The 25,568-nt window shown below is 67.3% G+C and carries 29 protein-coding genes; 2 read left to right on the top strand and 27 right to left on the bottom strand.

Annotation, left to right across the window (positions count from 1 at the left end; all coding sequences use genetic code 11):
• Positions 1–64 precede the first annotated feature (64 nt).
• The gene (locus KYN89_RS08600) at positions 65–808 is read left to right on the top strand and encodes a Crp/Fnr family transcriptional regulator (RefSeq protein WP_054523540.1); all 744 of its coding nucleotides are present in this window, start codon (positions 65–67) and stop codon (positions 806–808) included.
• Positions 809–856: 48 nt separating this feature from the next.
• Here the strand turns inward: KYN89_RS08600 and KYN89_RS08605 are convergent, their stop codons facing one another.
• The 19 genes from KYN89_RS08605 to KYN89_RS08695 form a co-directional block, all read right to left on the bottom strand.
• Positions 857–1,516, bottom strand: a complete 660-nt coding sequence (locus KYN89_RS08605) for a response regulator transcription factor (RefSeq protein WP_222824679.1) — start codon at positions 1,514–1,516, stop codon at positions 857–859.
• Between the two features lie 179 nt (positions 1,517–1,695).
• On the bottom strand, positions 1,696–2,070 hold the full coding sequence (locus KYN89_RS08610; protein ID WP_222824680.1) for a flagellar protein FliS: 375 nt from the start codon (positions 2,068–2,070) through the stop codon (positions 1,696–1,698).
• A gap of 2 nt (positions 2,071–2,072) precedes the next feature.
• Positions 2,073–3,503 (bottom strand): flagellar filament capping protein FliD, encoded by a 1,431-nt coding sequence (fliD, locus tag KYN89_RS08615; RefSeq protein ID WP_222824681.1) that lies wholly within the window; start codon positions 3,501–3,503, stop codon positions 2,073–2,075.
• A 76-nt stretch (positions 3,504–3,579) separates the two neighbouring features.
• Complete coding sequence (locus KYN89_RS08620; protein ID WP_222824682.1) at positions 3,580–4,704, bottom strand: EscU/YscU/HrcU family type III secretion system export apparatus switch protein; 1,125 nt, start codon at positions 4,702–4,704, stop codon at positions 3,580–3,582.
• Entirely contained in the window at positions 4,701–5,486 is a 786-nt protein-coding gene (fliR, locus tag KYN89_RS08625; protein WP_222824683.1) for a flagellar biosynthetic protein FliR, read from the bottom strand. The genes KYN89_RS08620 and fliR overlap by 4 nt, the downstream gene beginning before the upstream one ends.
• 9 nt (positions 5,487–5,495) lie before the next feature.
• On the bottom strand, positions 5,496–5,768 hold the full coding sequence (locus tag KYN89_RS08630) for a flagellar biosynthetic protein FliQ (protein WP_010233953.1): 273 nt from the start codon (positions 5,766–5,768) through the stop codon (positions 5,496–5,498).
• A 9-nt stretch (positions 5,769–5,777) separates the two neighbouring features.
• Complete coding sequence (gene fliP, locus KYN89_RS08635; protein ID WP_222824684.1) at positions 5,778–6,554, bottom strand: flagellar type III secretion system pore protein FliP; 777 nt, start codon at positions 6,552–6,554, stop codon at positions 5,778–5,780.
• Positions 6,551–6,874: a flagellar biosynthetic protein FliO gene (locus tag KYN89_RS08640; protein WP_222824685.1), complete on the bottom strand. Its 324-nt coding sequence runs from the start codon at positions 6,872–6,874 to the stop codon at positions 6,551–6,553. Before KYN89_RS08640 ends, fliP begins: the two co-directional genes overlap by 4 nt.
• Positions 6,874–7,230: a flagellar motor switch protein FliN gene (gene fliN, locus KYN89_RS08645; RefSeq protein WP_010233958.1), complete on the bottom strand. Its 357-nt coding sequence runs from the start codon at positions 7,228–7,230 to the stop codon at positions 6,874–6,876. Before fliN ends, KYN89_RS08640 begins: the two co-directional genes overlap by 1 nt.
• A gap of 3 nt (positions 7,231–7,233) precedes the next feature.
• A complete protein-coding gene (locus KYN89_RS08650) occupies positions 7,234–8,130 on the bottom strand; it encodes a FliM/FliN family flagellar motor switch protein (protein WP_222824686.1) in 897 nt (298 codons plus the stop codon).
• A complete protein-coding gene (locus KYN89_RS08655; protein ID WP_222824687.1) occupies positions 8,127–8,717 on the bottom strand; it encodes a flagellar basal body-associated FliL family protein in 591 nt (196 codons plus the stop codon). Before KYN89_RS08655 ends, KYN89_RS08650 begins: the two co-directional genes overlap by 4 nt.
• Positions 8,718–8,747: 30 nt before the next feature.
• Complete coding sequence (locus tag KYN89_RS08660) at positions 8,748–10,169, bottom strand: hypothetical protein (RefSeq protein WP_222824688.1); 1,422 nt, start codon at positions 10,167–10,169, stop codon at positions 8,748–8,750.
• Positions 10,170–10,246: 77 nt separating this feature from the next.
• Positions 10,247–10,633 carry a hypothetical protein gene (locus KYN89_RS08665; RefSeq protein ID WP_054523548.1) on the bottom strand — a complete coding sequence of 129 codons (387 nt, stop codon included), beginning with the start codon at positions 10,631–10,633 and terminating at the stop codon, positions 10,247–10,249.
• Complete coding sequence (locus KYN89_RS08670; protein WP_222824689.1) at positions 10,623–11,954, bottom strand: FliI/YscN family ATPase; 1,332 nt, start codon at positions 11,952–11,954, stop codon at positions 10,623–10,625. The genes KYN89_RS08665 and KYN89_RS08670 overlap by 11 nt, the downstream gene beginning before the upstream one ends.
• A 10-nt stretch (positions 11,955–11,964) precedes the next feature.
• Positions 11,965–12,564 carry a FliH/SctL family protein gene (locus tag KYN89_RS08675; protein ID WP_248285083.1) on the bottom strand — a complete coding sequence of 200 codons (600 nt, stop codon included), beginning with the start codon at positions 12,562–12,564 and terminating at the stop codon, positions 11,965–11,967.
• On the bottom strand, positions 12,551–13,582 hold the full coding sequence (locus tag KYN89_RS08680; protein ID WP_222824691.1) for a flagellar motor switch protein FliG: 1,032 nt from the start codon (positions 13,580–13,582) through the stop codon (positions 12,551–12,553). The genes KYN89_RS08675 and KYN89_RS08680 overlap by 14 nt, the downstream gene beginning before the upstream one ends.
• Complete coding sequence (fliF, locus tag KYN89_RS08685) at positions 13,579–15,228, bottom strand: flagellar basal-body MS-ring/collar protein FliF (RefSeq protein ID WP_248285084.1); 1,650 nt, start codon at positions 15,226–15,228, stop codon at positions 13,579–13,581. Before fliF ends, KYN89_RS08680 begins: the two co-directional genes overlap by 4 nt.
• Before the next feature lie 3 nt (positions 15,229–15,231).
• On the bottom strand, positions 15,232–15,597 hold the full coding sequence (fliE, locus tag KYN89_RS08690) for a flagellar hook-basal body complex protein FliE (RefSeq protein ID WP_197635354.1): 366 nt from the start codon (positions 15,595–15,597) through the stop codon (positions 15,232–15,234).
• A complete protein-coding gene (locus KYN89_RS08695) occupies positions 15,594–16,880 on the bottom strand; it encodes a sigma-54 interaction domain-containing protein (RefSeq protein ID WP_222824692.1) in 1,287 nt (428 codons plus the stop codon). Before KYN89_RS08695 ends, fliE begins: the two co-directional genes overlap by 4 nt.
• Positions 16,881–17,115: 235 nt before the next feature.
• On the opposite strand from KYN89_RS08695, the gene KYN89_RS08700 reads away from it, so the two are divergent.
• A complete protein-coding gene (locus tag KYN89_RS08700) occupies positions 17,116–17,943 on the top strand; it encodes a flagellin N-terminal helical domain-containing protein (RefSeq protein ID WP_222824693.1) in 828 nt (275 codons plus the stop codon).
• 714 nt (positions 17,944–18,657) lie between these two features.
• On the opposite strand, the gene KYN89_RS08705 is transcribed toward KYN89_RS08700, so the two are convergent.
• From KYN89_RS08705 to flgG, 8 genes are read right to left on the bottom strand one after another with little or no spacing between them, the layout of a single operon-like run.
• On the bottom strand, positions 18,658–19,479 hold the full coding sequence (locus KYN89_RS08705) for a flagellar motor protein MotB (RefSeq protein WP_054526356.1): 822 nt from the start codon (positions 19,477–19,479) through the stop codon (positions 18,658–18,660).
• A gap of 1 nt (position 19,480) precedes the next feature.
• A complete protein-coding gene (motA, locus tag KYN89_RS08710) occupies positions 19,481–20,344 on the bottom strand; it encodes a flagellar motor stator protein MotA (protein WP_010233987.1) in 864 nt (287 codons plus the stop codon).
• Between the two features lie 27 nt (positions 20,345–20,371).
• Positions 20,372–21,292 carry a flagellar hook-associated protein FlgL gene (flgL, locus tag KYN89_RS08715; RefSeq protein ID WP_222824694.1) on the bottom strand — a complete coding sequence of 307 codons (921 nt, stop codon included), beginning with the start codon at positions 21,290–21,292 and terminating at the stop codon, positions 20,372–20,374.
• Positions 21,289–22,629, bottom strand: coding sequence for a flagellar hook-associated protein FlgK (flgK, locus tag KYN89_RS08720; RefSeq protein WP_222824695.1), 1,341 nt, complete (start codon positions 22,627–22,629; stop codon positions 21,289–21,291). Before flgK ends, flgL begins: the two co-directional genes overlap by 4 nt.
• Positions 22,629–22,964 carry a rod-binding protein gene (locus tag KYN89_RS08725; RefSeq protein ID WP_197635361.1) on the bottom strand — a complete coding sequence of 112 codons (336 nt, stop codon included), beginning with the start codon at positions 22,962–22,964 and terminating at the stop codon, positions 22,629–22,631. Before KYN89_RS08725 ends, flgK begins: the two co-directional genes overlap by 1 nt.
• Positions 22,961–24,058, bottom strand: coding sequence for a flagellar basal body P-ring protein FlgI (locus tag KYN89_RS08730; protein WP_222824696.1), 1,098 nt, complete (start codon positions 24,056–24,058; stop codon positions 22,961–22,963). Before KYN89_RS08730 ends, KYN89_RS08725 begins: the two co-directional genes overlap by 4 nt.
• Before the next feature lie 17 nt (positions 24,059–24,075).
• The gene (locus tag KYN89_RS08735) at positions 24,076–24,747 is read right to left on the bottom strand and encodes a flagellar basal body L-ring protein FlgH (RefSeq protein ID WP_054526353.1); all 672 of its coding nucleotides are present in this window, start codon (positions 24,745–24,747) and stop codon (positions 24,076–24,078) included.
• Between the two features lie 24 nt (positions 24,748–24,771).
• On the bottom strand, positions 24,772–25,560 hold the full coding sequence (gene flgG, locus KYN89_RS08740) for a flagellar basal-body rod protein FlgG (RefSeq protein ID WP_010233998.1): 789 nt from the start codon (positions 25,558–25,560) through the stop codon (positions 24,772–24,774).
• Positions 25,561–25,568 lie beyond the last annotated feature (8 nt).

The raw sequence follows: 25,568 nt of genomic DNA on the forward strand, positions 1-25,568 counted from the left end.
CTGGCTGCATCACGGCTCGCTAACCGGGCGACTGAATCGCAAACAGGTGGAAAGACACGGGGCGATGGAATTTCCGAATACCGGTGATTTTCTCGCCGGGCGACTTCGCGACAAGCTGGGCCATGACGACCAGGCCTATATCGAATCGCTGATCAGCGAGACTCGCGAGGCGGAATCGGGCGAAGTCCTGGTATCGCGCGGGACGATCGCGAACAGCAGCACGATCCTGATCTCGGGATACGTGTTCCGCACGATCGAGAGCGGCAACCGCCGCTTTATCGTTGGCATCCACGTGCCCGGCGACTTCATCGATCTGCATGCCTTCGCGCTCAAGCGGCTGGATCACAACATCGTCGCCTCCGGCCCGGTCACGCTGGGCATCGCGCCGCACCAGCGGCTGCGCACCGCGCTGGAGGAAAAGCCCCGGATCGCCCGCGCGCTGTGGTTCGCGACGCTGCTGGATGCGGCGATCCACCGCAAGTGGATCCAGATGCTCGAACAGCTCGATGCGCCGCGCCGGATCGCGCATATCTATTGCGAACTGCACCGCCGGCTGGAGCTGATCGGGCAGGCCAACAACCGTTCGCTGCGCACGCCCTTCACCCAGATCGACCTTGCCGACATGTGCGGGGTCAGCGCGATCCACGCCAACCGTGCGGTGGGCAAGCTGCGCGAGCTGGAACTGGCCGAGATTCGCCGCGGCGATCTGTACACGTCCAACTGGGACGCGCTGCGCGAATATGCGCAGTTCGACGGTGCCTATCTCTACAGCGACGGCCCGCTGCGCTTCGACCAGGACTGGCTCTGAGGGCGGCGGGAGCCCGGTTCGAAAACCGCCGGATGCGCGTGCGCCCGGCTAGCCGATGACGTCGCCGACCGCGCGCCGTGCGGCGGAGCCCCTGGTGGAGCCGACCGACTGCGCGGCATCGAACGCCCCACCTTCGACCGCGATCCTGATCGCCTGCGCGCTGTTTTCGACGCCCAGCCGGACGAGGATCGCGGCGCGATACTTCTCGACCGTGCGCGGGCTGATCTCCAGCTCCTTGGCGATCGCCTTGTTGGTGCCCAGCGTGGTCAGGCTGACCAGCACCTCGCGCTCGCGAGCGGTCAGCCCGGCCAGCAGCGCGCTAGCATGCGCGCGCCGGCGCTGTTCGGCCAGCGTGCGCTTCACCAGCGGGGCGATCCGCGCCATTTCCTCGGTCAGGGTCGCGCGGGTGAACGGCCAGCCGAGATAGCTGACCGCACCGGCCTGCATTGCCGCAACCACCTGGCCGATGTCGGGCGAAAGAGCATAGCCGACGACCGGCACCAGCCGCGGTTTGTCACGCATCTTCTCGCACAGGCGGATCGCCGCGCCGTCATCGTCGCTGACCAGCGCGGTCCCCTCGTTCGAGCCGAAGGCGATAAATTCGTCGATTGTCTCGAAGGGTTCGGCGTGGCCGCCCCCTTCCATCAGCACGTGGCCGATTTCGGCCCGTCGTTCCCCATTTCCGTCAATTACGAAGACATTGTCCATCCCGGCCCCATGATCCTTAACGCCCCCCCATCGGCTGGCCCTGCGCTGCGGATACCCTATCGGGCCGCAAATATGCGAGAGTTCAATGCCTTGCAGGCTGCGCAATGTTCGGATGCGGCCCGGAGTTTGTCAATCCGTGGCCGTCAGGGCGCGAGGAAGATGGGTCCGAAAAGGGTTAATCAGATCGCGCTGCGCAGTGCGTCGCGGATCTCGATCACGTCGGTACGAAGCTGGCCGATCGCGGCCTCGTCCGTCACGGCGGCCGAGGCGAGCAGCAGGTGCCGCGCGCCTTCGTAGAAATGCAGCAGGCTGGCGGCGAGATCGTTCTCCCGGTCGACGCCCATTTCCAGCGCGGTGAGGATCGCGATCCCGCGGGTGATCGCCTCGCTGCGCCCCGCCCGGTTGCCGCGCAGGTCCGCCTGCCGCAGCATCCCCAGCGTGAGCGCGAGTTCGTCGAGGCAATAGACCACGATGTCTTGCGCTGTGCCGCCCTTAATGCGGGCGTCGAAATTGCTTTGCCGATAGGCGTCGCGGGGTCGGTTCGCTGCCAGCATGATCAGTTACGCTGCGAATTCCACACTTCGATCTGGCTCTTGAGGAATTCCAGAGTCGACTGCGAGGAGCTGATGCGCGCCTCCGAAGCGGAGAAGCGCGCGACCATCGAGGCCCTGAGCGTCTCCTGCTTTTCGGCCAGTTCGGTGAGGTCTTCGGTGAGATCCTGCGAGAGTGCGGTGTAGCGCGACACCGATCCTGCGAGCGAGCCGGGGTCGGTGGAGATCGCGTTGTTGCGCGCGATCTTGTCGATCGTGGCGAAAATCCCGTTGATGCCGGGGGTGAACATCGCCGCGACCGCTTCCGGATCCTTGGCCAGCGCCTGCTCCAGCCGCGCATTGTCGAGCTTGAAGGTGCCGTCGCGCTGGATGCCGAGGCCCAGCTCGGCGAGCGTGCGCGGAGTGCCCTCGGCGGCGTTGGGCATGATGACCGTGCTGCCGAGCGAGGAGAATTCGCGCCGCAGCGCGCGGGCGCCGTAATCGCGGGCGAGGTCGCCGGTCAGCGGGTCGGTTGCCGAATTCAGCTCGGCGGCGATCTCGTTCAGCGCGCCGACGATATCGGTCATCGCGCTGATAACCGCCGCCTTGGGATCGCCGAAGCCGATCGTGGTCGGGTTGCCCGGGTTGGTCCCGGTCAGGTCGAGCGACAGGCCCGGCGCGGCGTTCTCGATTGTGTTGCTGGCGCTGGTACGCTCCAGCCCGTCGAGCTTGTAGGCGGCATCGCCCGAGGTCGCGAGCAGGCGTGCGGGATCGTCTCCCGGTGCCCAGGCGAGGTTGGCGAGGCCGGGATTCGCCGCATCCTCGCTCGCCTCGATCACGAAGCCGTTCTTGGTGCCCTCGGGCCCCTTGAGGACCAGCTGTGCGCCGCTGGTGGTCTGCGAGACATAGGCGGTGACGCCCGATCCCTTGGCGTTAATCGCCTTTGCCACGTCGGCCAGCGTTGCGCCCGCCGCGATGTCGATTGTGACCGCGTCCTTGGACGTGTCCGCGGTAAAGCCGGCATTATCGGTCGCGCCGAAGCGGATCGTCAGCTGGCCCGCGCCGACCGTGTCGGTCGCGGCGGAGTAGGCCGGCCCGGCGAGGGTCTGCGCCTTGGCGAGCTGGGTGACCTCCAGCGAATAGGTACCCTTGCCCGAGGTGCCGATCGGGGCGGAAACCTTCGCGATCGCCGAATTGGTGATGTTCGGCTGCGCGGACAGGTCGCCATTGCGGACCCGGTCGCCCAGCGCGCTGGCAAAGCCCGACAACATGTTGCGCAGCGTGGAGGCGAGCGAGATCTGCCGCTCGAGCACTTCGGATCGGCTTTCCAGCCGCTGCTGGCGCGGTTCGAACTGCGCGCGCGCCAGATCTTCGGCCAGCGCGATCATGTCGGTCCCGCTGCCGACACCCAGACGGGTCGCGATCGAGGAGGCGGAGGTGGTGCCGGTCGTTTCCATCACCCGCTAGAACGGCAGGGCGCGGCGCGAATTAATGGGCGGTCGGCGATTTTGCCGGGCGCGCGGGAAGGGCGCGCTAGTTCAGTCGCCCATCTGCATCGAAGCGCAGCGCGACGGGCACCTCGATCGCGGGCAGCGGCGGCATTTCGCCGCGCTTGAGCGAGAGGACATAGGCCAGCACGGCAGCGATCGCGCCGTACAGATCCTCGCAGATAACCTGCCGTTCGCGGCTGGTGAAGTAGACCGAGCGGGCGAGCTGCGGATATTCGAGCGTCGGCAGGCCGAATTCGCGCGCCAGCTCCTTCATCGCCAGCGCTTTCTCCCCACGCCCCTTGGCGAGCACGATCGGAGCGGAGGCTTTCTCGGGGTCGTAGCTGAGCGCGACCGCGAAGTGGGTCGGGTTGGTGATGACGAACTGCGCCTCGCGCATCGCGCCGGAGACCGAGCCTGCGGCGATATCGCGCTGGCGCTGGCGACGGGCGGACTTCGCTTCGGGAGAGCCCTCGCTCTCCTTGTTCTCGTCCTTCATTTCTTGGTGGCTCATCTTGAGCTTCTTGTTCCGGCGGACCCACTGGATCGGCAGGTCGACCGCCGCGATCACCACCAGCCCGCCGCACAGGACGAGGAACAGCGAAATGACCGACCACCACGCGGTGGTCAGCTGCTGCGACAGGTTGCCGCGCCCCAGGCCCAGCAGGTTCTCGTAAGAATAGCTCCACCACAGCGCCGCAAGTCCGCCCAGCAGCACGACCTTGAGGATGCCCTTGCCCATCTCGATCAGCCCGTTGGGGCCGAACATCCGCTTGAGGCCCGAGGCCGGGTTGATCCGGGTGTGCTTGAATTCGAGGTTCTTGGCGACGAACCGCCCGCGCCCGAACGCCAGCTGGCTGACCAGCGTGACCAGAATGACCGGGACCGCGAGTGCGAAGATCGGCGGCAGCGCGGCGGTCAGCCCTTCGATCATCAGCCGGTCGGGCCGGAAATCGACGATCTCGCTCGAATCGAACTGGAAGCTTTCGCGCAGAAGGTTGGAAATCTCGCTCAGCAGCCAAGGTCCGGCAAAGGCGAGCCAGGCCGCGCCGACCAGCATGACCGCCGCCGTGCCCAGATCCTTCGAGCGCAGCACATCGCCCTTGTTCGCGGCATCGCGCAGGCGCTTCTCGGTTGGCGCAAATGTCTTCTCGCCCGCGGTCTCGCTCATGATTCCATCACGCTTTCGGCCTGGGCGAGCGCGACCTGCACCAGATCGGTGAACTGGTCGTAGATCAGCGGGGCGGCGATGATCAGCGCGGCGATCCCTGCGAGCACACCTGCGGGCAGGCCCAGCGCGAACAGGTTGAGCGAGGGGGCCGAGCGGCTGAGGATGCCGGTGACGATCTGGACCAGCAGCAGGATCAGGGTGACCGGCAGCGCGATCCGCAGCGCGGTTTCGAACAAAGTGCCGCCGAACATGAAGATCGTCTCGAACCGCTCGGGCCCGATCCACGTCTGGCCCGGCGGGAACGCGCGATAGCTCTCGGTGACCAGCGCGAGCCAGTGCAGATGCGCGTTGGTGGCGAGGAAGATCAGCGTCAGCACGATGATGAAGTACTGGCCGAAGGCGGTGGTGCTGCCGCCGCCATTGGGATCGGTGGTGGTCGCCATGCTCAGCCCCATGCTGCCGCCGATCACTTCGGCGGCGATGGTCGGCGCAGCAAAGGCGATCTGCAGGACGAAGCCCAGCATCAGGCCGATCAGCGCCTCACCCGCCAGCGCGAGCATGCCGTCCAGCGTCAGCAGGGCGGGGGGCGTGGCGACTTCGGGCAGCCAGATCGAAATGAAGATCGCCATCGCGCCGGTGAACGAGATGCGCACCACCACCGGCACGTTGGACGCGCCGAAGAACGGCGCGGCGAGCAGCGCGGCGCCCACCCGGGTCATTAGGAACACGACCCGCCAGATGTCGGCCTCGAAACCGCCAAGTCCGAAATCGAGCGCGATCATGGCGCGGCCCTAATCCCCGATCCGGGCGATCTCGACGAAGATGTCCTGGGTGAAATCGGTCACCAGCGCCATCATCGATGCGCCCAGCACCACCAGCACGAAGGCCACTGCCGCCAGCTTGGGGACGAAGGTCAGCGTCTGTTCGTTGACCGAGGTCGCCGCCTGGATCAGCCCGATCACCAGGCCCAGGCCCAGCGCGGCGAGCAGGATCGGCGCGGCGACCAGCGCGGTGGTCCACAGCATCCGGTCGGCCAGCGAGAGAAGGACGGACATTTCATCCATTGGTCAGGCTCACACGAAGCTTGAGGCGAGGGAGCCCATCAGCAGCGACCACCCGTCCACCAGGACGAACAGCAGCAGCTTGAAAGGCAGCGAAACGAGCATCGGGCTCATCATCATCATCCCCAGACTCATCAGGACGGAGGACACGACGAGGTCGATCACGAGGAAGGGCAGGAACAGCATGAAGCCGATCTGGAACGCGGTCTTCAGCTCGCTGGTCACGAAGGCGGGCAGCAGGATCGAGAAGGGCACGTCCTGCGGGCTGGCGAACTTGGGCGCATTGGCGATGTCGGCGAACATCTGCAGGTCGTTCTCGCGCGTCTGGCGGATCATGAATTTGTGGAATTCGCCTCCGGCGCGTTCGATCGCGACCTCGGCGTTGATCTGCCCGGCGGAATAGGGCTCGATCGCGGCGGTATTCACCCGGTCCAGCGTCGGGGCCATGATGAACAGCGAGAGGAACAGCGAAATCCCGATCAGCACCTGATTGGGCGGCGACTGTTGCAGGCCCAGCGCCTGCCGCAGGATCGCCAGCACAACGATGATCCGCGTGAAGCTGGTCATCATCAGTAGGATCGCGGGCAGGAAGGTCAGCAGCCCCATCACCAGCAGCAGCTGGAGCGAGAGGCTCAGCGGTTCGCCGCCCGCGCCGCCAAGCTCGCCGAAGGCGCGGTCGAGCGCGCCAGCGGCGGCACTGTCGGTCGGCACGGCGGTGGCCGCGTGCGCGATCCCGGTATAGGCAAGCGCGCCGAGCGTGGCGGCCCATCTGACGAGGCGTGCGATCACGCAGCGTGCTCCTGTGCGATGGTCGTGGTGCCGGTGTGGCTAGCGGTGTCGGGCGTCCTGGCGCGCGCCGGAGCCTCGGCCAGACGGGTCAGCCCGCCCTTGGAGGTGGAGACGAGTATCTCACGCCCGTGAAACTCGATCACCGCGAGCCGCAGGGTGGGGGAGAGCATGGTGGTCTCGACGATGCGGACCGCTTTCTCCCCGCCACCGCCGGGTGCGCCCAGCTGGCCCTGCATCCGCTTGGCCAGCTTCAGGCTGCCCCAGATCATCCCCCCGATCAGCGGCAGCAGGATCAGCAGCTTGAGGATGTAGATCAGCATTACAGCTGCTCCACCGTCGGCGGCGGTGCGCGCCGGTCTTCGATCGGTGCGCCGTCCGCGCCGCGCACGGTCGGCTGCGGCGCGCTGGTCGGGGTGGACGCAGGTGCGCCCGCGCCGGAGAGTTCGAGGATGCGGATCGCGAAGCGATTGCCCTGCGCGACCACTTCGCCGCGAGCGATCAGGCGGCCATTGACCATGATGTCCAGCGGCTCGTCGGTCAGCCGGTCGAGTTCGACCAGGCTGTTCTCGCCCAGCGCCATGATCTCGCGCAGCGGCAGGTTCTTGCGTCCTAGCTCCACCGTCAGGCGAACGTCGATTTCCTGGATCAGGCCGTAGCCATCGAATGGCATGGTCATGGCTTAGATGTCCTTCGCAAGTGCGGTGTAATGGATTTCGAGCGCGACCCGATCGTCGAGCGCGCCCACCGCCCCCAGGGCGATGGTGATGTCGGCAATCGACAGCGGAACGCTGCGATGGATCGAGACCGGCAGCAGCGCGCCGACCTGCAATCCGGCGATCCGGTGCAGCGGCAGCGTCATGTCGACCAGCGTTGCGGTCGCAGTCATCTCGACATGGGCGAGCGGCGAGCGGTCGAGCGGCAGTTCACCCAGCGTGCGGCGGACCGGCTTGCCCACGGGCGCCTCGCCAGCGAACTGGACGAAGGTGGTCTCGCACACCGCGATGGTGAGCATGAACTTGGGCGTATCGGGCCGGCTGACCGCGAAGGTCGCCAGATGGACCGGTGCTTGCGCCGAGGACGGGACGATCTCGCGCAGCACGGTCCCGCGGGCTGCGGCGGCCAGATCTTCGCGGCCGCTGGCCTCTGCACAGGCGGAGAGCACTTCGCCTTCGATCTGGCGCGAGAAGCGATCGGCGGAGGCGGGCAGGGCGGGCGCGTCTTCGGGCGCATCGCCGTCACCGCCCAGCATCCGGTCGAATTCGCCGATCAGCGCGCCGATCCTGGCGCTGGCAAGGATGCCGAGCCCCTTCACCGGCAGCGCGAAACGCGCGTGGTGCATCGCCGGACCCAGCGTCTCCTCCAGAGCGTCCGCCGCGCAGGAGGCGGTGTCGACCAGTTCGACCTCGAGCTTGCGGGTATCGAACAGCGCGGCGAAGCGCGGCTGGAGCGCGCGCGCGAGCCGGGTGCCGAGCCGCGCGAAATCGCCCGCGACGTCGATCGTCTCGAGCGAGTTCGACAACAGCTGCTCGCAGTGCTGCGCGGTGCGTGTGCCGGTGGAAGACGCGGTTTCGATCATTGGATGATCAGCGAGCGGAAATAGACGTTGTCGACCCCGCCGAAACCCTCGTGCGCGATCAGCTCGTCGTTGATCGCCTTGGTTAGGCGCTGCTGCAGCTTTTCCTTGCCCTGTGCGCTGGAAATGTCGGCGGCGTCGGTGGAGGCGAGTTCGACCAGGATGCGCGAGCGGATTGCGAGTTCATGGTCGTGCAGCCACATCAGCACGCGCCCGTCCTTGTGGGTCGAGGCGGCGAGGCTGATCTGGACGAGGTCCATTCCGCCCGCGAGGTTGGAGGTGAATTCGTCCTGGAATTCGTAATAGGCCGTGCGGTACTTGCTGCCGCCCGATCCGTGGACGACCTTGCCTTCTTCCTCGCCCTTCTCGCTCTTGATGGCGTAGGGGTCTTCCTCGCCCTTTAGCACGTATTCGGGGCCGGTATCTTCCTTCTTCTCGGTCCCGCCCCCGATCATGCCGGTAGCAAAGGCGACATAGGTGCCGCCGCCCCCTGCTCCGAGCAGGACGATGGCCATCAGCAGCATTTTCATGAAGCCGCCCTTCTTCTTCTTGGGCGCGTCGTCAGCGGTCGTCTGGGCGTCGTTGCTCATGGTTAATTCCGTCTAGGTTCTGATGGTTAATCAGGCGTAAATTCCGCCGTCGGATTTCGGGCCGGAGCCGGGCTGGCCGGAGCCTGCGCCGGGGGCGGTGTCGCGGCCCGCCTGACGCGCATTGTCGCGCCGGTCGGACTGGCCATCGCCCGCAGCGCCAGACTGGCGCGCATCGGCCTGGCCGCCGTGCGTCGTGGTGCCACCCTGCGCGCCCGCCTGCTGCTGGTGTTGCTGGGTCGGGGCCTGCTGTGCCTCCACCGCGCGGATATGCGGGCGATCCGCGGCGAGCGCCGCGGCGAGCGATCGCTGCGTTTCATTGTCCTGTGCGGAGACCTGCACATCGAGCGTGCGGCCGCTGGTCTCAAAGGTCAGCGACAGATTGCCGAGTTCCTTATGCGCGAGCGAGACGGTCGCGCTGCCACCGCCCGCACTGTCGCGCGCGGCGGCGATCCGGTCGACCAGCGCGGCCAGTTCGGGGAAGCCGGGCATGGCGTTGGCGGTGCCGTTCGCCGGGCCCAGCGGTGCGTGCGCTGCGCCCCTCGGCGCGGCACCCGCGACGAGCGTGGCGGTGCCGGTGGGTGAGGATGTGCCTGCCTGCTGATCATCGGTCGCACCGGCCCGGTCGGCCGCGCGTACGTTGATGTTGAAGCCCTGCTGCGCGCTGTCCGTATCGGCCTTGCCGGAGGCGGCGGTGGAGGCGAGTTTCGTGGCGAGCCGACCTGCCGCCTCGCCCTTCGCATCGCCGCGCTGCGCGCCGTCGCCCTTGCTCTCGCCTTTGCCCTCGCCGGGGGCGAATCCGTCCTCTCCCCTGGTGGCCAGCGCCGTCGGATCGAGCGCGGTGGCGATCCCTGCGGCACCCGCTGTGCGACCTACGGGGGAGGCGCCAGGTGCCTGATCGCCGCCGGGCTGCCCGGTGCCGGTTGCGCCCGCAGGTATCGTCAGCCCGCGCATCGCCAGCAGTGCGAGCGGTTGTGCCGCGCCGTTGGCCTGCTGCGTCGTCGCCGCGCCGTCCCGTGTCGGCTGTGCCTTTGCAGCGCCGTCGCCTTCTTTGGGCGAAATGGGCAGGGCAACGGCAATATCGGGCTGCGCATCCGGCAAGGTCTTGCCGGGCGCTGCGGCAATTGCCGTTGCCTTGCCGGTCTCGCTCGGCGTCGCGGTGTCGATGTTGGGCGTGCTAGAAGTGGTGGGAATGGCGACCGCTATCGGCAGCCCGCCAGCGTCGCTCGCCAGCGCCTGCGGGTCTGCCCCGTCGGGCAGGACGTCATCGCCACCACCGCCCTCAACCGACGCATCCGCGCCCTCTGCATCGCTGTCTGTGGCCGCCTTGCCCAGCGCCTCGGCGAAGGCACCGCGGAGCGTCCCGCCCGGCTCGAGCGGTGGCAGCCCGTCGAGCGGGAAGCCGGGAATGCGGGTCGATTTGGCGATGCCGAGGTCTAGGAATAGCGCTGTCATTGGGGTTCCCGTCTCCAGTTCCGCACGCGCTATTCAAGATGCGTGCCAAAGCCGGGAAGCGACTGGGAATCGGGCGCTCAGCGCGCGGCCAGCTTGTCACGCAAGGTGGAGGCGGCGGCCCGGTAATCCTCTTCCGCACGGCGGCGGCGGCGTTCGGTCTGGGCGAGCGCGGCCAGCGATGCCTCGGACTGGTTGCGCGCATCGCGGGCGTGGCGTTCCGCCGTCGCGCTCAAGTCGCGCAGCTGGCTGCTCATCGCGCCCGACCGGCGCAGGCTCTGCGCATCGGTCGCATCGGTCAGCGAGGCGTAGTGGGTGGCGAGTGCGCGGGTCTTGGCCGACACCGCGTCGAGCCGGGCGCGCTGGGCCTCCGCCTCTGCGGCGGCGAGCGCGGACTGGCGCTGTTCGACCGTGCGGACCCTCTCGATCAGCCGGGTCCGCCTGTAGCGGCGCTGCTCAGGCGTCATCCGCCATCAGCTCCTCAAGCTGGCCGACCGCCTCGAACAGCCCGACATGTTCGGCGATATCCTGGCCGAGGAAGGCGGACATGCCGGCGTGCATCGCGATCGCCTTGTCGAGCGTTGCGTCCTGCCCCGGACGATAGGCACCCATCAGCACCAGATCGCGGTTTTCCTCGTAAGTGGCGTTGAGCGCGCGGAATTTGCGTGCCGCGACGACATGCGCCGGGGGCACGATGTCGTTCATCACGCGGCTGAGCGACGCGCCGACATCGACCGCAGGGTAGCGCCCGCGCTGCGCGATGTCGCGCGAGAGCACGATATGCCCGTCGAGGATCGAGCGGGCGGTATCGACCACCGGATCGTTCTGGTCGTCGCCATCGGCGAGCACGGTGTAGATCCCGGTGATCGCTCCACCGGTCTCGGCGGAATTGCCGGCGCGTTCAATGAGTTTGGTGATGGTCGAGAGCGCGGAGGGCGGATAGCCGCGCGCCGCGCCGGGCTCGCCCAGCAGCATCCCGATCTCGCGCGCGGCGTGGGCCACTCGGGTCAGGCTGTCGAGGATCAGCAGCACCTTCTTGCCCTGGCTGCGCATCTCCTCGGCAATCGAGGTCGCGAGCATCGCGCCGCGCAGACGCAGGTTGGCCGCGTGATCGGCGGGCACCGCGACGATCGCGGTCCGCTCCCCCGCAGGGCCGTTCATGTGGCGCGACACGAAGTCCGAGACTTCGCGCGCGCGCTCGCCGATCAGGCCGACCACGATCGCATCGGCTTCCGCGCCGCCCACGATCATGTCCATCAGCACCGATTTGCCGACGCCCGATCCCGCCATGATCCCCACGCGCTGGCCCACGCCGAGCGTGGTCAGTGCGTTGAGCGAGCGGATGCCGGTATCGAATGGCTGGGAGACGCTCGCCCGGTCGAGCGCGCCGGTGCGCCACCCGCCTGCGGGCCATTCGCGCCGTGCGAGCACCGGCCCGCCGCCATCGATCGGCTGGCCCGACGCATCGACCGCGCGCCCCAGAAATTCGCGGCCCACCGGGACCATCCCGGGGCGCCCTTCGGGGCGGACCATCGCGCCCGGGCGCAGCAGCACGGTGTCGCCCAGCATCATCATGATCGTGTTGCCGTTACGGAAGCCGATCGCCTCGGCAAAATGGCGTTGCCCACCGCCGTGGACGATCGAGCAGACACTGCCGATCGGCACGCCCAGCCCGCTCACCTCGATCAGGCCGCCATCGCAGGCGGCCACGCGGCCGAAGCGGCGTGGGGCGAGGTCGACCGACCCGCCGGAAAAATCGCCAAGCGTATCGTCGATCAGGTTCAGCATTACCGGGCCTTCAGCATTGCGAGAGCGCTTCGGCGATCGCCTGGCGCCACTGGCCGGGGCCATCCTCGACCCCGCCATCCTCGGTATCGATCCGCAGCCCGCCGCGTTCGATCGACGGGTCCGCCAGCAGGGTGAGCGCAGGGTCGACCAGCGGCTGGACCAGCGCGAGGTCGGTCGGATGGATCCGGATCACCCGCTCGTCGGTCTTGCGCTGGAGCAGCGCTGCGGCGGCCTCAACCCGGCGCGCGAGCCCTTCGGTGTCGAGCGCCAGCGGCAGCACCGCATCCTCGCACAGCGCGATCACGGTTTCCTGCAGGCGTTCGCGCAGCGCCTGCGCGCTGTCTTCGTCGAAGCGCGCGAAGGCGAGCGTGATCGCATGGCGCGCAGCGTCTTCCTCCGCGCGGATCGCGGCCATTTCGCGCATCGCGGCGTCGCGGCCTTCCTCGTACCCTCGGGCATGCGCCTCGGCCACCGGATCGCTCTTTGCAGGCGTATCCGAATTGGCGGCGTAGGCGGGCTGCGCCTGCGTGTGCGCGCCCCGGAACGCGGCGTTGGGGGTGAACCCGCGCCGCTCGCGCAGCTGGGTGACCGGCAGCCTATACGTAGTCATCGTCGGCATCGCCCATGATCAGGTCGCCGTCGGCGATCAGGCGCTTGGCGATCGCGATCACCTCGCGTTGTGCGGCATCGACATCGGCGCGCTTGATGCGGCCCATGGTCTCGATCTCGTCGCGCAGGCCATCGGCCGCACGGGTCGACATCGCGGCGTAGAAGATCTCGCGATCCTCCTCGTCGAGGCCACGCAGCGAGTTGATGAGCGTTTCGTTCTCGATCTCGCGCAACAGCGTGCCGATCTGCCTGGTGTCGAGCGCGAAGAGATGCTCGAACTTGAACATCTCGTGTTCGAGCTGCTGGTGGAGTACCTTGTCGATCTTGCCGATCTGCGGCATCACTTCCTTTTCCACGCTGCGATGCGCGCGGTTGATGATCTCGGCTGCTTCCTTGACCCCGCCCATGGTGATGGGGACCGAGCCGTGCAGCTTCTCGATCATCGCATCAATGGTTTCTTCCAGGATCGTGATCGCCTGACGCGACACCGGGCCGAGCCGGGCGACCCGGTGCAGCACCGGCGTGTGCAGTTCGCGCGGCAGCGCGGCGAGCGCGGCGGCGGCGGTATCGGTATCGAGCTGCAGCAGCAGCACGGCGATCGCCTGCGGGTGCTCGTCGACCAGCAGGTCGGCGATGACCTCCGGATCGAGCCAGCGCAGGATGCCGAGCGCGGCAGAGGGTTCTTCCTTCTGGTCGGGCGCGACCTGGCGGATCAGGCTGTCGGCCTTCATGTCGCCGACCGCGCTGGTCAGCATCCGCTTGACGCTGTGGACCCGTCCGTGGGCGGAAATGCTGCCATTGTCGATCGAGCGGGAGAAGCCGGAGATCGCCTCGGCGATGGCGCTCGGGTCGATCTCGCCCAGGCTGCACATGCGTGCGGCGAGCTGGCGCAGTTCTTCCGGCGCGAGCTGCGAGAGGATGCCGGTGGCGTCCTCCTCGTTCATCAGCATGACCATGATCGCGGCCCGGTCGATCCCGGCGGTGGAGCCCGTGGCGGGGGTGGCGGCGAGATCGCTCATCGTGCGGCCTCGCTCGTCACCGGCTCGGCGAGCATGCGCCTGAGCGCAAGCACCGCGTCATCGGGCTGCTCGCGGGCGATCCGCTGGGCGAGCTGGATCTGCGCGTCTAGGTCTTCCCGGTCGAACCCGCTGGCGGGCAGCATGATCTGCGCCGCGCCGTTGGCACCGCCTGCGTCTGCGCCTGCCTTGTCGCCCTTGGCTCCCTTGCCCTTGAGCATCTTAAGCGCGGGGCGAACCGCCAGCAGCAGCACCAGCAGCACCGCGAGCAGGGCAACCGCGTTGCGCACGACCATCGCGAACCAGCCGGTTTCGTAGAAGGCGGGCTTGTCGATCACCGCCTCGGTGAAGGGCCGGATCATCACGGTGACCTTGTCGCCGCGCGCATCCTGCGCGCCGACCGCCGCGGCAACCAGTTCCTCGATCTTCTTGATGTCGGCGGCATTGGCATTGGCCATCGCGTTCTTGTCGATCGCGACCGCGACAGAGACCCGCTTGAGCGCGCCGGGGGTGAGGTTGGAGACCGAGACTTCGCGGCCCAGTTCGTAGGTGCGCGAGGCGGAGGTGTCGCCCATCGTCTGCGCCCCGTCGGCGGGCGGGGTATCCTGCGGTGCGCGGTCCGCCAGTTGCGGATCGGCGGGCGGGGTGTTGGCCGTCGCCCCCGGGATGCCCGCGGCGGGAGCCTGCGAGGTCGAGCTTTGCTGCGTCGTCTCGCGGCGGATCGCGCCGTCCTTGTCGTAGCTCTCGCGCGCCGAGGTGACCTCGTTCATGTCGAGCTCGACCTGCACCTGGCTGGAAAAGGCGTCGGCTCCGATCATCGGGGAGAGCAGCTGGTCGACCTGCGCGGTCAGCTTGGCTTCCATCTGAGTCTGCAGGTCGAGCCGTTCGTTGCCCGCGCCTTCGCGCTTGTCGGTCAGCAGCTTGCCGTGCTGGTCGACCACGCGCACCGCATCGGGCGAGAGCCCCGGCACCGATCCGGCGACGAGGTTGACGATCGCGGAGACCTGACTTTCGGCGAGTTCGCGGCCCGGAGCCATCCGGACCATGATCGAGGCCGAAGGCGCGACGTTCTCGCGCACGAAGACCGATCGTTCCGCCTTGGCGATATGCACGCGGACGCTCTCGACCCCGTCGATTTCCTGGATCGTCAGCATCAGCTCGCGTTCCTGCGCGGCGCGCAGGCGGTCGCCTTCCAGCGTGCGGCTGGCGCCCAGCGGCAGGTTCTCGATCATCTGCGCGCCGGTTTCCGGCGCTGCGATCGAACCGTTGGAGGCAACCACCATGCGCGCGCGATACAGATCGCTCTCGCTCACGCTGAGCGCGCCGGTGTCGTTATTGATCTGGTAGTCGATCCCCGCCTGGTCGAGAGTGGCGACCACCGAGGCGCGGCTCGCATCGTCGAGCGAGGAGTAGAGCACGCGTTGCGGGCCGGGGGCGAGGGTCGCCCACAACAGCGCGGCAATGCCGAGCCCGGCCATGCCGACGAACCACGGCAGCGCCTTTTTCACCACCGGCTGCGCGGCGAAGGCACGGGCGCGCTGGCCCATGTTGCCCTGGCCGTTCATCAGCGGCTCCAGCACGGAGCCTTGCCCCGGCGGATGCTGCCCTGCGCCACCCTGCGGCGCGTTGGCGGGAACCAGACCGGCCATCTATCAGACCCCCATCCGCATGATTTCCTGATAGGCGCTGAGCAGTTTGTTGCGCACCTGCAGGGTTGCTTCGAAGGCCACGCCCGCTTCCTGACGGGCGAGCATGACCTTGGCGATATCGGTGGTTTCGCCGCGTTCGTAGGCGGCGGTGATGTCGCCCGAGCGGGTTTGCGCGGCATTGACGCCGTCGAGCGCGCTGCGCAGCGAATCCGCGAACCCGCCATTATCCTGTGCGGGCTGCGCCTCGGTCGGCGCGGCGGTCTTGTCCTGGTGCAGTTCCTGCAGCACCTGCGTGCGGTCGATGATCTGCTGGCGCAGCGCCATCACCTGATCGATCGCGCCGCCGCCATTGCCGGATACGGGGTTCATCTTGCGCCTCCCACGGCGATCCCGGCCTCACGGAAGGAGGCGAGACGATAGCGCAGCGTGCGTTCGGAGATGCCGAGCTGGCGGGCGGCTTCGGCACGGCGACCGTTGCACGCGTCGAGCGTCTGCATGATCGCGTTGGCTTCGGATTCGCGGACGATCTTGGACAGGCGACGCGCACCGCTGGGCGGAACCTCGTAGACGCCCTGATAGACCGGCGTCTGGGCTTGCGCTTCGGCGCGTTCCTGCGCGGCGACCGAGCGGACGGGGGTGTCGAACACGATATGTTCGTTCGAGATTTCGCCCTTGCCCGACGCCAGCAGCAATGCGCGGCGGATGACGTTTTCCAGCTCGCGGACATTGCCCGGCCACTTGTGCGCCTTGAGCGTGGCGAGCGCGGCTTCGGACAGCCACGGGATCGCCTGCCCCTTGGTCCGGTGACGCAGGATCATCGCGAAGGCGAGCGGGGCGATATCGCCGGTCCGCTCCGCCAGCGGGGCGAGCGTCATGGGAAAGACGTTGAGGCGATAGAACAGGTCTTCGCGAAAACGCCCGGCGGCAACTTCGCCGGGAAGATCGCGGTTGGCGCAGGCGATCACCCGCACATCGACTTTGACCGGACTGGTCGCGCCGATCGGCACGACCTCGCCTTCCTGCAGCGCGCGCAGCAGCTTGGCCTGCAACGGCAGCGGCATCTCGGCGATCTCGTCGAGCAGCAGGGTCCCGCCATCGGCCGCGCGGAAGAAGCCTTCGCCGGTCGCGTTGGCGCCGGTGAAGGCGCCTTTCTCGTGCCCGAACAGCAGCGCTTCCAGCATCGTTTCGGGGATCGCGGCACAGTTGACCGCGATGAAGGGCTTGTCGGCGCGGGTGCTACGCTGATGGATAAACTTGGACAGCACTTCCTTGCCGGTGCCGGTCGGCCCGTGGATCAGCACGGGAATATCGGTCTGCGCGAGCCGGTCTGCCAGCGCGATCACCGCGAGGGAGACCGGATCTGCCGCGACCGGCCCGCCATTGGCGCACAGCATCGCGACCAGTGCAGCGATGGTCGTTTCGTGGCCCGGATCGCGATAGGTCAGATGGCCGCCCTTGCCGGCCAGCGCGATCGACGCGGTGTCCGATCGTTCGATGACGATGGTGCGGCCTTCGTGGCTGCTCTTGGGGTCTGTTGCATCGGCCAGCAGAACCGGTCGATCGAAAAACAGCGATGTTGCGATCCCTGTCAGTCTCGATGCCACAGCACCATGTTGCCGCGCGAAACGCGGGCTCTCGTTAACCCCAATCATGTTGACCCCGTTCAACCCTTATTATGCCCCTTGGCCGAGGCAGGTTTTTGCCGGTGGACGCACAAAATATGGTTACTTTTAGTCGGAGTGTTTTCCTCACGGGTGAAAATACCCATACCGTGAATCTTTCCGACCGCAGCCCTTAACTTCCCGGTTTCCCTGCCGGTCTTGGTCCCAGCTGCTGCGAACCGATCCACCCCGAGGCAGCGATCTTTTTGTCAGGGAGACTTTGGAAATGAGCGTTATCAACACGAACATCAGCGCGATGAAGGCAGCCAATGCATCGTCGTCGGCCAGCAAGGCACTGGGCACCGCGATGGAGCGCCTGTCCACCGGCAAGCGCATCAACTCGGCCAAGGACGACGCCGCCGGCCTCGCCATTGCCACTTCGATGACCTCGCAGGTCCGCGGCATGAGCCAGGGCATCCGCAACGCGAATGACGGCATTTCGATGGCGCAGACCGCTGAAGGCGCGCTCAACGAAGTGACCAACATGCTGCAGCGCCAGCGCGAGCTGACCGTGCAGGCCTCCAACAACACCTACTCGGCCGACGATCTTGCCAACCTGAAGTCCGAAATGGACGCGCTGAACACGCAGATCGGCAACGTGCTGGGCAACACCGAGTTCAACGGCCAGAAGCTGTTCGACGCGACGGCTGGTACGGCCGGTGTGGTCACCATCCAGGCCGGTGCCAACGAAAGCGACACGGTCGATATCGACCTGTCGACCGACCTGACGGCCGACGCCGATCTGGCCGCCGCCGCCGCTGTCGACGTGACTGCGCTGGCTGCCGGCGACATCGCCAAGTTCGACGCCGCGATCAAGGTTGTCTCGACCACCCGCGCTGGCCTGGGCGCTTCGCAGAACCAGCTGGAATCGGCGGTCACCAACCTCAACAACAACATCACCAACCTCTCCGATGCGCGCTCGCGGATCGAAGACACCGACTACTCGACCGAAACGACTGCGCTGGCGAAGGCGCAGATCCTCAGCCAGGCTTCGGGCGCGATGCTGGCCCAGGCCAACCAGAGCCAGCAGAACGTGCTTTCGCTGCTCCGCTAAGCTTTCATTCCAACCACAACCAAAGGCACTTGGCCCGTCGCTTTCGAGCGGCGGGCCATTTGCTTATGCGCTGCCCCCGCCGCCGCATTCGGGGCGATATCCGGCGCGCGGCGTTCGTGCTGCGGCGCAGCCCCCGACACTGACGGGCGATTGGCTACGCGGTGGATACAGGGTGGGGCGCGTGCCCCGGTGCGCTACGCGCCAAGCGCGATGCCGCGCATCAGGGAACTAGGCGGGGGGAAGATCGCCTGCGCCACGACGCGATCGAGGCGCAGTGTCCTCACCTGCTCCCGATCGGCATGACACCATTGCAGCACCATGGCCTTGCGCGGTGCTTCGGCTCATCGAGTACGAACCAATTACCTGGCCGCGAGCGGAGTCATGCGCGAAACCTCGCCGACCCGTGCGTGGCTCGACAAGCTTGCGAGTGGGGAGGGGGCGTGCGCGCCATGGCAAAGCGGATGGGAATGCCCGTGCCACAGCACGGCAGCCCGCTGCCGGTTCTCACGAACGGTGCTGGTGAGAGGGCGCGGACGAGCTGCGAAGCAAGCTCCTGTTTACCATCCGCATTAGTGACGTTGGTAACATGAAGAGCGATCACCGCCCGCAACGACCTGTCGAACCGGCTCCGGCGCGCGATCGCGTAAAGCATTGTCTCGCCCGTCTGGCGGTGGTTTCCCTTGCGGGCCTCCGCCGACGGGCGAGCGTAGTGGCTCAGTTCGCGAGGACGATCGAGATCCGGCGGTTGCGCGGATCTGCGGGATCGTCCTTCACCAGCAGCTCAGTATCGGCGACGCCTTCGATCCGGCGGAAGCTGTCGTCGGGAATGCCCTCGTTCATCAGCGTCTGGCGGGTTGCCTCGGCGCGCCCGGCCGAGAGCGACCAGTTGTTGATCCGGCCCGGGTTCTTCCATTTCAGGCTGTCGGTATGGCCGCGCACGATGATCTCGCGCTTCTCCGGCTCGATCGCCTGCGCGATCGCGGCGAGCAGCTCGGCAGCGTCGCGGGTCAGCACGGTGGTGCCCAGGTTGAACATCGAGAAGTCGGCATCGTCGACCAGGTCGATCCGTACGCCTTCGGTGGTGTCGACCATCTTGATCTGGCTCATCAGCTTGGCAAGTCGGGGATCTTTCTCGAGCCTGTCCTTGGTCCGCGAGGTGATCCTCTCGATCATCCGCGCGGCTTCCTTGGGCCCGCCCATCGCATCGCGCGGCACGGTCAGCCCCTTGTTGCCGGTCTGCCCCTGCCGGTTGGGATAGTCGTCGACATCGGTTAGCGATGCGCCCGAAAGCAGGCCGTTGGCACCCGCGCCGCTATCCTTGATCTTGACCAGCGTGGGGGTGAAATAGTCGGCCAGCCCGCGGCGCTGATCCTCGGTGGTTGCGCCCAGCAGCCACATCAGGAGGAAGAACGCCATCATCGCGGTCACGAAGTCCGCATAGGCGACCTTCCACGCACCGCCATGGTGCCCGCCTTCGACCACCGTCACCTTCTTGACGATGATCGGGGGGAGATTGTCACCCTTGGCGGCGGCCATCTCAGCGACCCCGCAGCGCGTCGAGCAGTTCGGTCAGGCCCGGGCGCACCGTGTGGCCGAGGCTGGAACGCGCGCTTTCCACCACCAGCGGCTGCGGGTGGCCGTAGAGCGATGCGATGATCACCTGCTTGACCGCATGGAAGATCTGCTCGTCCTGCTCGATCACCTGCTTGAGCCGGGTGGCGAGCGGGCCGACCATGCCATAGGCGAGCAGCACGCCCAAAAAGGTGCCGACCAGCGCCGAACCGATCATCTCGCCCAGGATTTCCGGCGGCTTGTCGATCGAGCTCATGGTCTTCACCACCCCCAGCACGGCGGCGACGATGCCCAATGCGGGCAGCGCATCGGCGAGCGTCTGGAGCGCGTGCTGCGGCTCGTGCAGCTCGTGGAAATGGGTCTTCATCGCATTGTCCATCACCTCTTCCACCGCATGGGTTTCGAGCGTGCCGGACGAGACCACCAGCAGCGTCAGCGTGTCGCTGATCAGGCTGATCAGCGCGTGGTTCTTCATCAGGTTGGGGTAGGCGCTGAAGATGGTCGAGTTTTCGGGCTCGTTCACATGGCTTTCCAGCGCCACCGGGCCATCTGTCTTGAGCACCTTCATCAGCTGGGTGGTCAGCGCGATCGCGTCGATGTGGTCCTGCTTGTCATGCTGCGGGCCCTTGAAGATCTTCATGAACGCGCCGCCGATCGCCTTCAGGTGGGCGAGCGAGTTGCCCGCGATGGTCGCGCCGACCGCGGCGCCCCCGATGATCATCATCTCATAGGGCAGCGCGTGCAGCACCGGGCCCATCGCCCCGCCGCTGATGACGAAGCCGCCGAAGACCAGGACCAGCAGAATGACGATGCCAATAATCGCGTACATGAATCAGTATCCCCCTAAGCAGCGCGATCAGCGCAGCATCGAAAACAGGTTGAGATTGGCGAGACGCACGAAGCTGGCCTGGCTGGCTTCGAGCACGGTCATCATTTCCTGAAGCCGGGTCATGGTGACCGCCGGATCGGCGCCGCCCATGACCGAGCGTTCTTCCGTAATCCGTTCGACATTATCGACCCGCCGCTCGCTCATGATCTCGAGCCACGCCATGCGCGAGCCGAGCACTGTCTGCGCGGTGGTGACCTTGTCGAACCCGGTGTCGAGCGTGGTCAGCGCGTCGCGCGCGGCATCCGCCGCGCCAGCGCCCCCGCCGCGCAGCGCGGTGCTGAGCGAGGCCAGTTGCGCAAACAGATCGGTCGATGCGCCGCCCGCGTCGGTGAAGGCGAACACGTCCTGCCCGGTCATCCCCGGCTGGATCGTCTGGCCCTCGCCGATCTCGACAAGGTCGAGCGTGGGCGTGCCGGCATAGGTGGCCGCGCCGGTAACCGGGTCGATATCATAGGCATTGCCGACGGCCTGCCCGCCGAACAGCGAATGGCCCGAGGCATTGCGGCCATTGGCAAGGCCCAGCAGGCTTTCGCGCAGGCCATCCAGTTCGGTCGCGATAGAGGCGCGCTGCTCGTCGCTGGTGGTGGCGTTGGCCGCGTGCAGCGCGAGTTCGCGCGCGCGGCTGATCATGGTCGCGATCTGGCCCAGCGCTTCGTCGGTAAACCGCATGTTGTTCTCGGCCTGGTCCGCATTGCGCGTATCGACCGCGGTGATCCGCTCCTCGCGGTCGAGCATCCGCAGGCGCGCTGCGGCGACCGGATCGTCGGACGATCGCTCCAGCCGCTCTCCGGTGCCGATCTGCTTCTGCAGGCTCTCCGCGCGCGAGCGCAGCGATCCGATCTGGGTGGCGGAGCGTTCGTAGAAGGCGCCCGTGCTAAGACTAATCATCGGCCAATCCCCAACAGGGTGTCGAAAATATCGCTCGCCACCTGCATCGCCTTGCCCGAGGCCTGGAAGGCCTGCTGGTAGCGGATGAGGTTGGCGGCTTCGTTATCCAGATCGACGCCCGACTGTTCTTCCAGCGCGATCCGTGCGGAGGACGCGATCGTTTCCAGCGCGCTCTGGGTCACGGTGCGCCCGGCGACCTTGCTGGAGGTGTCGAACAGGATCGAATTGAGCCCCTCGGCGGGATTGGCCGCGCTCAGCGCTTGACGCATTTCGGCAAGGTTCTGCTGATCGCGGGAACCCGCGGGCGACCCGGCCGGAGCTGTGGAAAGACCGGCACCGTCGGTCATCGCCAAGCGCAAAGTGCTGGCGGTCGTGCCCGAGAAGATCGGCTGGCCAGCAGTCCCGTCCAGCGCGACGCCGTTGGCCTGTGCGGTGTTGATCGCGGTGGCGATGGAACTGGCCACCCCGTCGAGCCGGGTGCTGATCGCGGCCAGATCGCTAAGCGCAAGCGAGGCGCCCGTGAGGCTGCCCGAGCCCGGGTTGAACGGCGCACCGTCGATCGCGAACGCCAGCGTGCCGTCGGCATTCGTGCTCGACGTCAGCGTGGCGGCGGTCCCGCCGGATACGAACGCGGTGCCCGGCGATGCGCCGAGGGCCACGGTTACGGTCCCGTCGGGCGCGAAGGACGTGTTCACATTGGCAAACCCGCTCATCCGTTCGAGCAGGCTGTCGCGCTGGTCGAGCAGGGCGGCCTGATCATTGCTGCCGGTACCGGCCCGGGCCAGTCGCAGGTTCACCCGCGAGAGTTCGGCCGCATAGGTGTTGAGGTTCTCGACATCGGCGTTTGCGTCGAAGCGCAGGCCTTCGCCGACCGAGGCGAGGCTGGAGGCGGTGATGTTGAACTTGCTGGCCAGCGTTTCGGCCTGGCCGAGCACCGCCGCGCGTCGGGCGCTGTCGGTCGGATCGCCCGCGAGCTGCTGCAGCGCGGCCTCGAACTCGACGATCGAATCGAACAGGCCCGACTGTTCGACCGCCGCCTCGATATTCTGCAGGCCGCCCAACTCCACATTGGCGCGCTGCAGGTCGGCATTGGTCCGGCGAAGTTCCGCCTGGCGGAAGGCATCGGCGTTGCGGCGGACCTCCGCGATGCGCGAGCCGGAAACCGACACGTCGCCGCCACGGCCCGCGATGCTGCCGCCCGAGACCTCTTCGATCCGGACCGACCGGCGCACGTAACCATCGCTCGACGCGTTGGCGATGTTGTTCGCCGTCACTTCGAGCGCGGCGCGTGCCGCGCGCGCGCCACTGGCGCCGATGGAGAGGAGATCGGAGGCCATTATCCCTTGTCTTCCGGTTCGGGTTGAGCGGGGAGGAAGCGTTCAAGCTGCCGTTCGATCGCGTCGGCGAAACCGAGCTGGCCCGATTTCGCGGTCAGATCGGCAAAGCGCTCGTCGCGCATCTCGGTGAAGGTATCGTCGCTGCCTTCGAACAGGTCGTTGCCGCCGAAATCGGTCTTGCGCGCGCTGGCCAGCATCTGTCGCAGCAACACCGCCTCGAACGCCTGCGCCGCCTCGCGCAGCTCGGCGCGCTGATCGGCTGCACCCTCGCGCGGGCCGCCCAGCGGGGTCGGCGCGCGGGTGAGCGAGAAGTCCATCGGGGCGAGCGCGCTCATATGATCACCACCTCGGCGGTCAGCGACCCAGCCTGCTTGAGCGCCTCGAGGATCGCGACCAGATCCGCCGGGCTTGCACCCAGCATGTTGAGCGCATCGACCACATCGGCGAGGTTGGCACCGCCCGGCAGCGCGGTGACGTAGCCACCGCTCTGGCGGGCCTCGATATTGCTGTTCGGCTCCAGCGCGGTCTGCCCGCGAGAGAACGGTGCGGGCTGGACGATCGTCGGGTCCTCGTCGATCCGCACCACCAGGCTGCCGTGGCTGACGGCGGCGGGCGCAAGGCGCACCGCGCTGGAGATCACGATCGTGCCGGTGCGGGAGTTGACGATCACCTTGGCCGCGCGCTCCGCGGGCGTGATGTCGAGCATCTCGATCTCGGCCATCAGCGTCGCGCGGGTGTCCGCGCCGGGCGGCAGCATCAGCGCGAGCGTCACCGCATCCTCGATCCGCGCCATGCCCGGGAAGCGTTCATTGATCGCATCGCGCACGCGGCTGATGGTGAGGAAGTCGGCGTTGAACATGTTCCAGCGCAGCACTTCGCTGAAGTCGAAATTGGTGCTGACCGCGCGTTCCACGCTGGCCCCGTCGGAGATGCGGCCCACGGTCGGCACGTTGACGGTCAGCTTCGAACCGTCATTGGCGGAGATGCCAAGGCCACCGACAGTCAGGTTGCCCTGCGCCATCGCGTAGATCTCTCCGTCCGCGCCGTAGAGCGGGGTCAGGATCAGCGCGCCACCGCGCAAGGACTTGGCCTTGCCGATGGTCGAGACGGTGATGTCGATCTTCTGGCCGGGCTTGGCGAAGGCTGGCAGTTCGGCGGTGATGATGACGGCGGCGGCGTTCTTGAGCGCCGGATTGACCCCGGGCGGCAGTTGCAGGCCGAGCCGGCCCGATACGCCGCGCATCGCCTGCGTCGCATAGGCGAAATTGTCGTCGCCCGTGCCATCGAGCCCGACCACGATGCCATAACCGGTCAGCTGGTTGGAGCGGACCGACTGGAACTGGCCGATGTCGCGCACACGCTCTGCCGACGCATTCGCGGGCAGGGCGAAGGCGCACAGGGCGGCGATCAGCAGGAAGAATCGGTTCATGGCTCTCGGGCTCCGGATCAGAACGGCGAAACGATGGAGAAGAAGCGCGACAGCCAGCCGGGCTTGCCCGCCCGCTGCACCGCGCCCTTGCCGCTGTAGGCGATCTGCGCGTCGGCCACGCGGATCGAGGCGATGCGGTTGTCCGCGTCGATATCGGCGAGGCGGATGATGCCCGACAGCTGGACCCATTCTTCGCCCTGGCTGAAGTTCATGACCTTCTCCCCGCGGACCAGCGCGGTGCCATTCGGGCGGACTTCCGCGATGGTCACGGTCAGGTCGCCGCGCAGGCTGGAAGTCTGCGCCGCATTGCCAGCGCCGGTGAAGGAGGCGGCGGCGGAGGCGTTGAGATCGCCCGGGTCGACCGGGATGAAGTCCGGCAGGTCGAGCCCGGCATTGCCGTCGCGCTGGGTCTTGCCGCTGGTCGCCTTGGTCGTGCTGGTCCGCTCGATCAGGACGATGGTGACGAGATCGCCCACGCGCGCGGCGCGGGTGCCGTTGTAGAGCGGGGCGTAACCCTGGCTCGCCTGATAGATCGCACCGTCATTGCCGTAGGTGACCGCGGCCACCTGCTGCATCGGCGCGGCGGGCGGCGGGGGCAGCGTGGCGCTGAACCCGGCCGGGCGCGTATCGCCCGCGCACGCGGCGAGCGACATGGCGAGCGGGATGGCGAGGAGGATGCGGATATTCATGAAAGCGGGCCTCGAGCGGTCTGATTAAAGGGTCTGGTTCGCGTTGCGCAGCATCTCGTCGACTGCCGAGACCATCTTCGAACTGATTTCGTAGGCGCGCTGCGCCTCGATCATCGCGACCAGTTCTTCCACGATGTTGACGTTGGAGCCTTCCAGCATCCCCTGGCGGATCTGGCCGCGCCCGCCTTCGCCCGCGATGCCCAGTTCGGCAGCGCCACTGGCGGCGGTTTCGGCGAGGAAGTTGTCGCCGATCGCCTGCAGGCCGGACGGGTTGGTGAAGCGCGCGATCTGGATCTGGCCCAGTTCGGTCGGTTCGGATTCGCCGTTGATGGTGGCCGACACGGTGCCGTCGGGCGCGATCGCGATTGCGCTCGCGCCTTCGGGCACGGTGATTTCCGGCTGCACGGCAAAGCCCTGCTGGGTCACCAGCATGCCTTCGGCGGAGCGGGTGAAATTGCCCGCGCGGGTATAGCCGGTGCGGCCGCCCGGCATGGCGATCTGGAAGAAGCCGTCCCCGTCCAGCGCAAGGTCGAAGGCATTGTTCGTGGTGTCGAGCGTGCCTGCCGTCATGATCTGGCTGGTCGACTGGACCGCGACGCCGGTGCCCAGGTTCAGGCCGGTGGCATAGGCGGTCTCGCCCGAGGACTTCTGCCCGGCAACGCGCGCATCTTGGTAGGCGAGCGTCGCGAAATTGGCGCGGTCGCGCTTGAAGCCGGTGGTGCCGACGTTGGCCAGGTTGTTGGCGATGACACGCATGCGCGCGTCCTGGGCCTCGAGCCCGGTACGGGCGACCTGGAGTGCGGATGTGGGCATGTCCTTAA

Origin of the sequence: Alteriqipengyuania abyssalis, assembly GCF_019857185.1 — a bacterium.
GTDB lineage: Bacteria > Pseudomonadota > Alphaproteobacteria > Sphingomonadales > Sphingomonadaceae > Alteriqipengyuania > Alteriqipengyuania abyssalis.

Coding starts and splice junctions, on each gene's coding strand:
- KYN89_RS08600 (WP_054523540.1), top strand. CDS start 65: ATGGAATTTCCGAATACCGGTGATTTTCTCGCCGGGCGACTTCGCGAC.
- fliE (WP_197635354.1), bottom strand. CDS start 15,597: ATGAACCCCGTATCCGGCAATGGCGGCGGCGCGATCGATCAGGTGATG.
- KYN89_RS08660 (WP_222824688.1), bottom strand. CDS start 10,169: ATGACAGCGCTATTCCTAGACCTCGGCATCGCCAAATCGACCCGCATT.
- motA (WP_010233987.1), bottom strand. CDS start 20,344: ATGTACGCGATTATTGGCATCGTCATTCTGCTGGTCCTGGTCTTCGGC.
- KYN89_RS08695 (WP_222824692.1), bottom strand. CDS start 16,880: ATGATTGGGGTTAACGAGAGCCCGCGTTTCGCGCGGCAACATGGTGCT.
- KYN89_RS08675 (WP_248285083.1), bottom strand. CDS start 12,564: ATGACTACGTATAGGCTGCCGGTCACCCAGCTGCGCGAGCGGCGCGGG.
- KYN89_RS08730 (WP_222824696.1), bottom strand. CDS start 24,058: ATGAACCGATTCTTCCTGCTGATCGCCGCCCTGTGCGCCTTCGCCCTG.
- fliF (WP_248285084.1), bottom strand. CDS start 15,228: ATGGCCGGTCTGGTTCCCGCCAACGCGCCGCAGGGTGGCGCAGGGCAG.
- flgG (WP_010233998.1), bottom strand. CDS start 25,560: ATGCCCACATCCGCACTCCAGGTCGCCCGTACCGGGCTCGAGGCCCAG.
- KYN89_RS08670 (WP_222824689.1), bottom strand. CDS start 11,954: ATGCTGAACCTGATCGACGATACGCTTGGCGATTTTTCCGGCGGGTCG.
- KYN89_RS08700 (WP_222824693.1), top strand. CDS start 17,116: ATGAGCGTTATCAACACGAACATCAGCGCGATGAAGGCAGCCAATGCA.
- KYN89_RS08610 (WP_222824680.1), bottom strand. CDS start 2,070: ATGCTGGCAGCGAACCGACCCCGCGACGCCTATCGGCAAAGCAATTTC.
- KYN89_RS08655 (WP_222824687.1), bottom strand. CDS start 8,717: ATGAGCAACGACGCCCAGACGACCGCTGACGACGCGCCCAAGAAGAAG.
- fliN (WP_010233958.1), bottom strand. CDS start 7,230: ATGACCATGCCATTCGATGGCTACGGCCTGATCCAGGAAATCGACGTT.
- fliD (WP_222824681.1), bottom strand. CDS start 3,503: ATGGAAACGACCGGCACCACCTCCGCCTCCTCGATCGCGACCCGTCTG.
- fliR (WP_222824683.1), bottom strand. CDS start 5,486: ATGATCGCGCTCGATTTCGGACTTGGCGGTTTCGAGGCCGACATCTGG.
- KYN89_RS08620 (WP_222824682.1), bottom strand. CDS start 4,704: ATGAGCGAGACCGCGGGCGAGAAGACATTTGCGCCAACCGAGAAGCGC.
- KYN89_RS08680 (WP_222824691.1), bottom strand. CDS start 13,582: ATGAGCGATCTCGCCGCCACCCCCGCCACGGGCTCCACCGCCGGGATC.
- KYN89_RS08640 (WP_222824685.1), bottom strand. CDS start 6,874: ATGCTGATCTACATCCTCAAGCTGCTGATCCTGCTGCCGCTGATCGGG.
- flgK (WP_222824695.1), bottom strand. CDS start 22,629: ATGGCCTCCGATCTCCTCTCCATCGGCGCCAGTGGCGCGCGCGCGGCA.
- flgL (WP_222824694.1), bottom strand. CDS start 21,292: ATGATTAGTCTTAGCACGGGCGCCTTCTACGAACGCTCCGCCACCCAG.
- KYN89_RS08735 (WP_054526353.1), bottom strand. CDS start 24,747: ATGAATATCCGCATCCTCCTCGCCATCCCGCTCGCCATGTCGCTCGCC.
- KYN89_RS08725 (WP_197635361.1), bottom strand. CDS start 22,964: ATGAGCGCGCTCGCCCCGATGGACTTCTCGCTCACCCGCGCGCCGACC.
- KYN89_RS08650 (WP_222824686.1), bottom strand. CDS start 8,130: ATGATCGAAACCGCGTCTTCCACCGGCACACGCACCGCGCAGCACTGC.
- KYN89_RS08605 (WP_222824679.1), bottom strand. CDS start 1,516: ATGGACAATGTCTTCGTAATTGACGGAAATGGGGAACGACGGGCCGAA.
- KYN89_RS08665 (WP_054523548.1), bottom strand. CDS start 10,633: ATGACGCCTGAGCAGCGCCGCTACAGGCGGACCCGGCTGATCGAGAGG.
- KYN89_RS08630 (WP_010233953.1), bottom strand. CDS start 5,768: ATGGATGAAATGTCCGTCCTTCTCTCGCTGGCCGACCGGATGCTGTGG.
- KYN89_RS08705 (WP_054526356.1), bottom strand. CDS start 19,479: ATGGCCGCCGCCAAGGGTGACAATCTCCCCCCGATCATCGTCAAGAAG.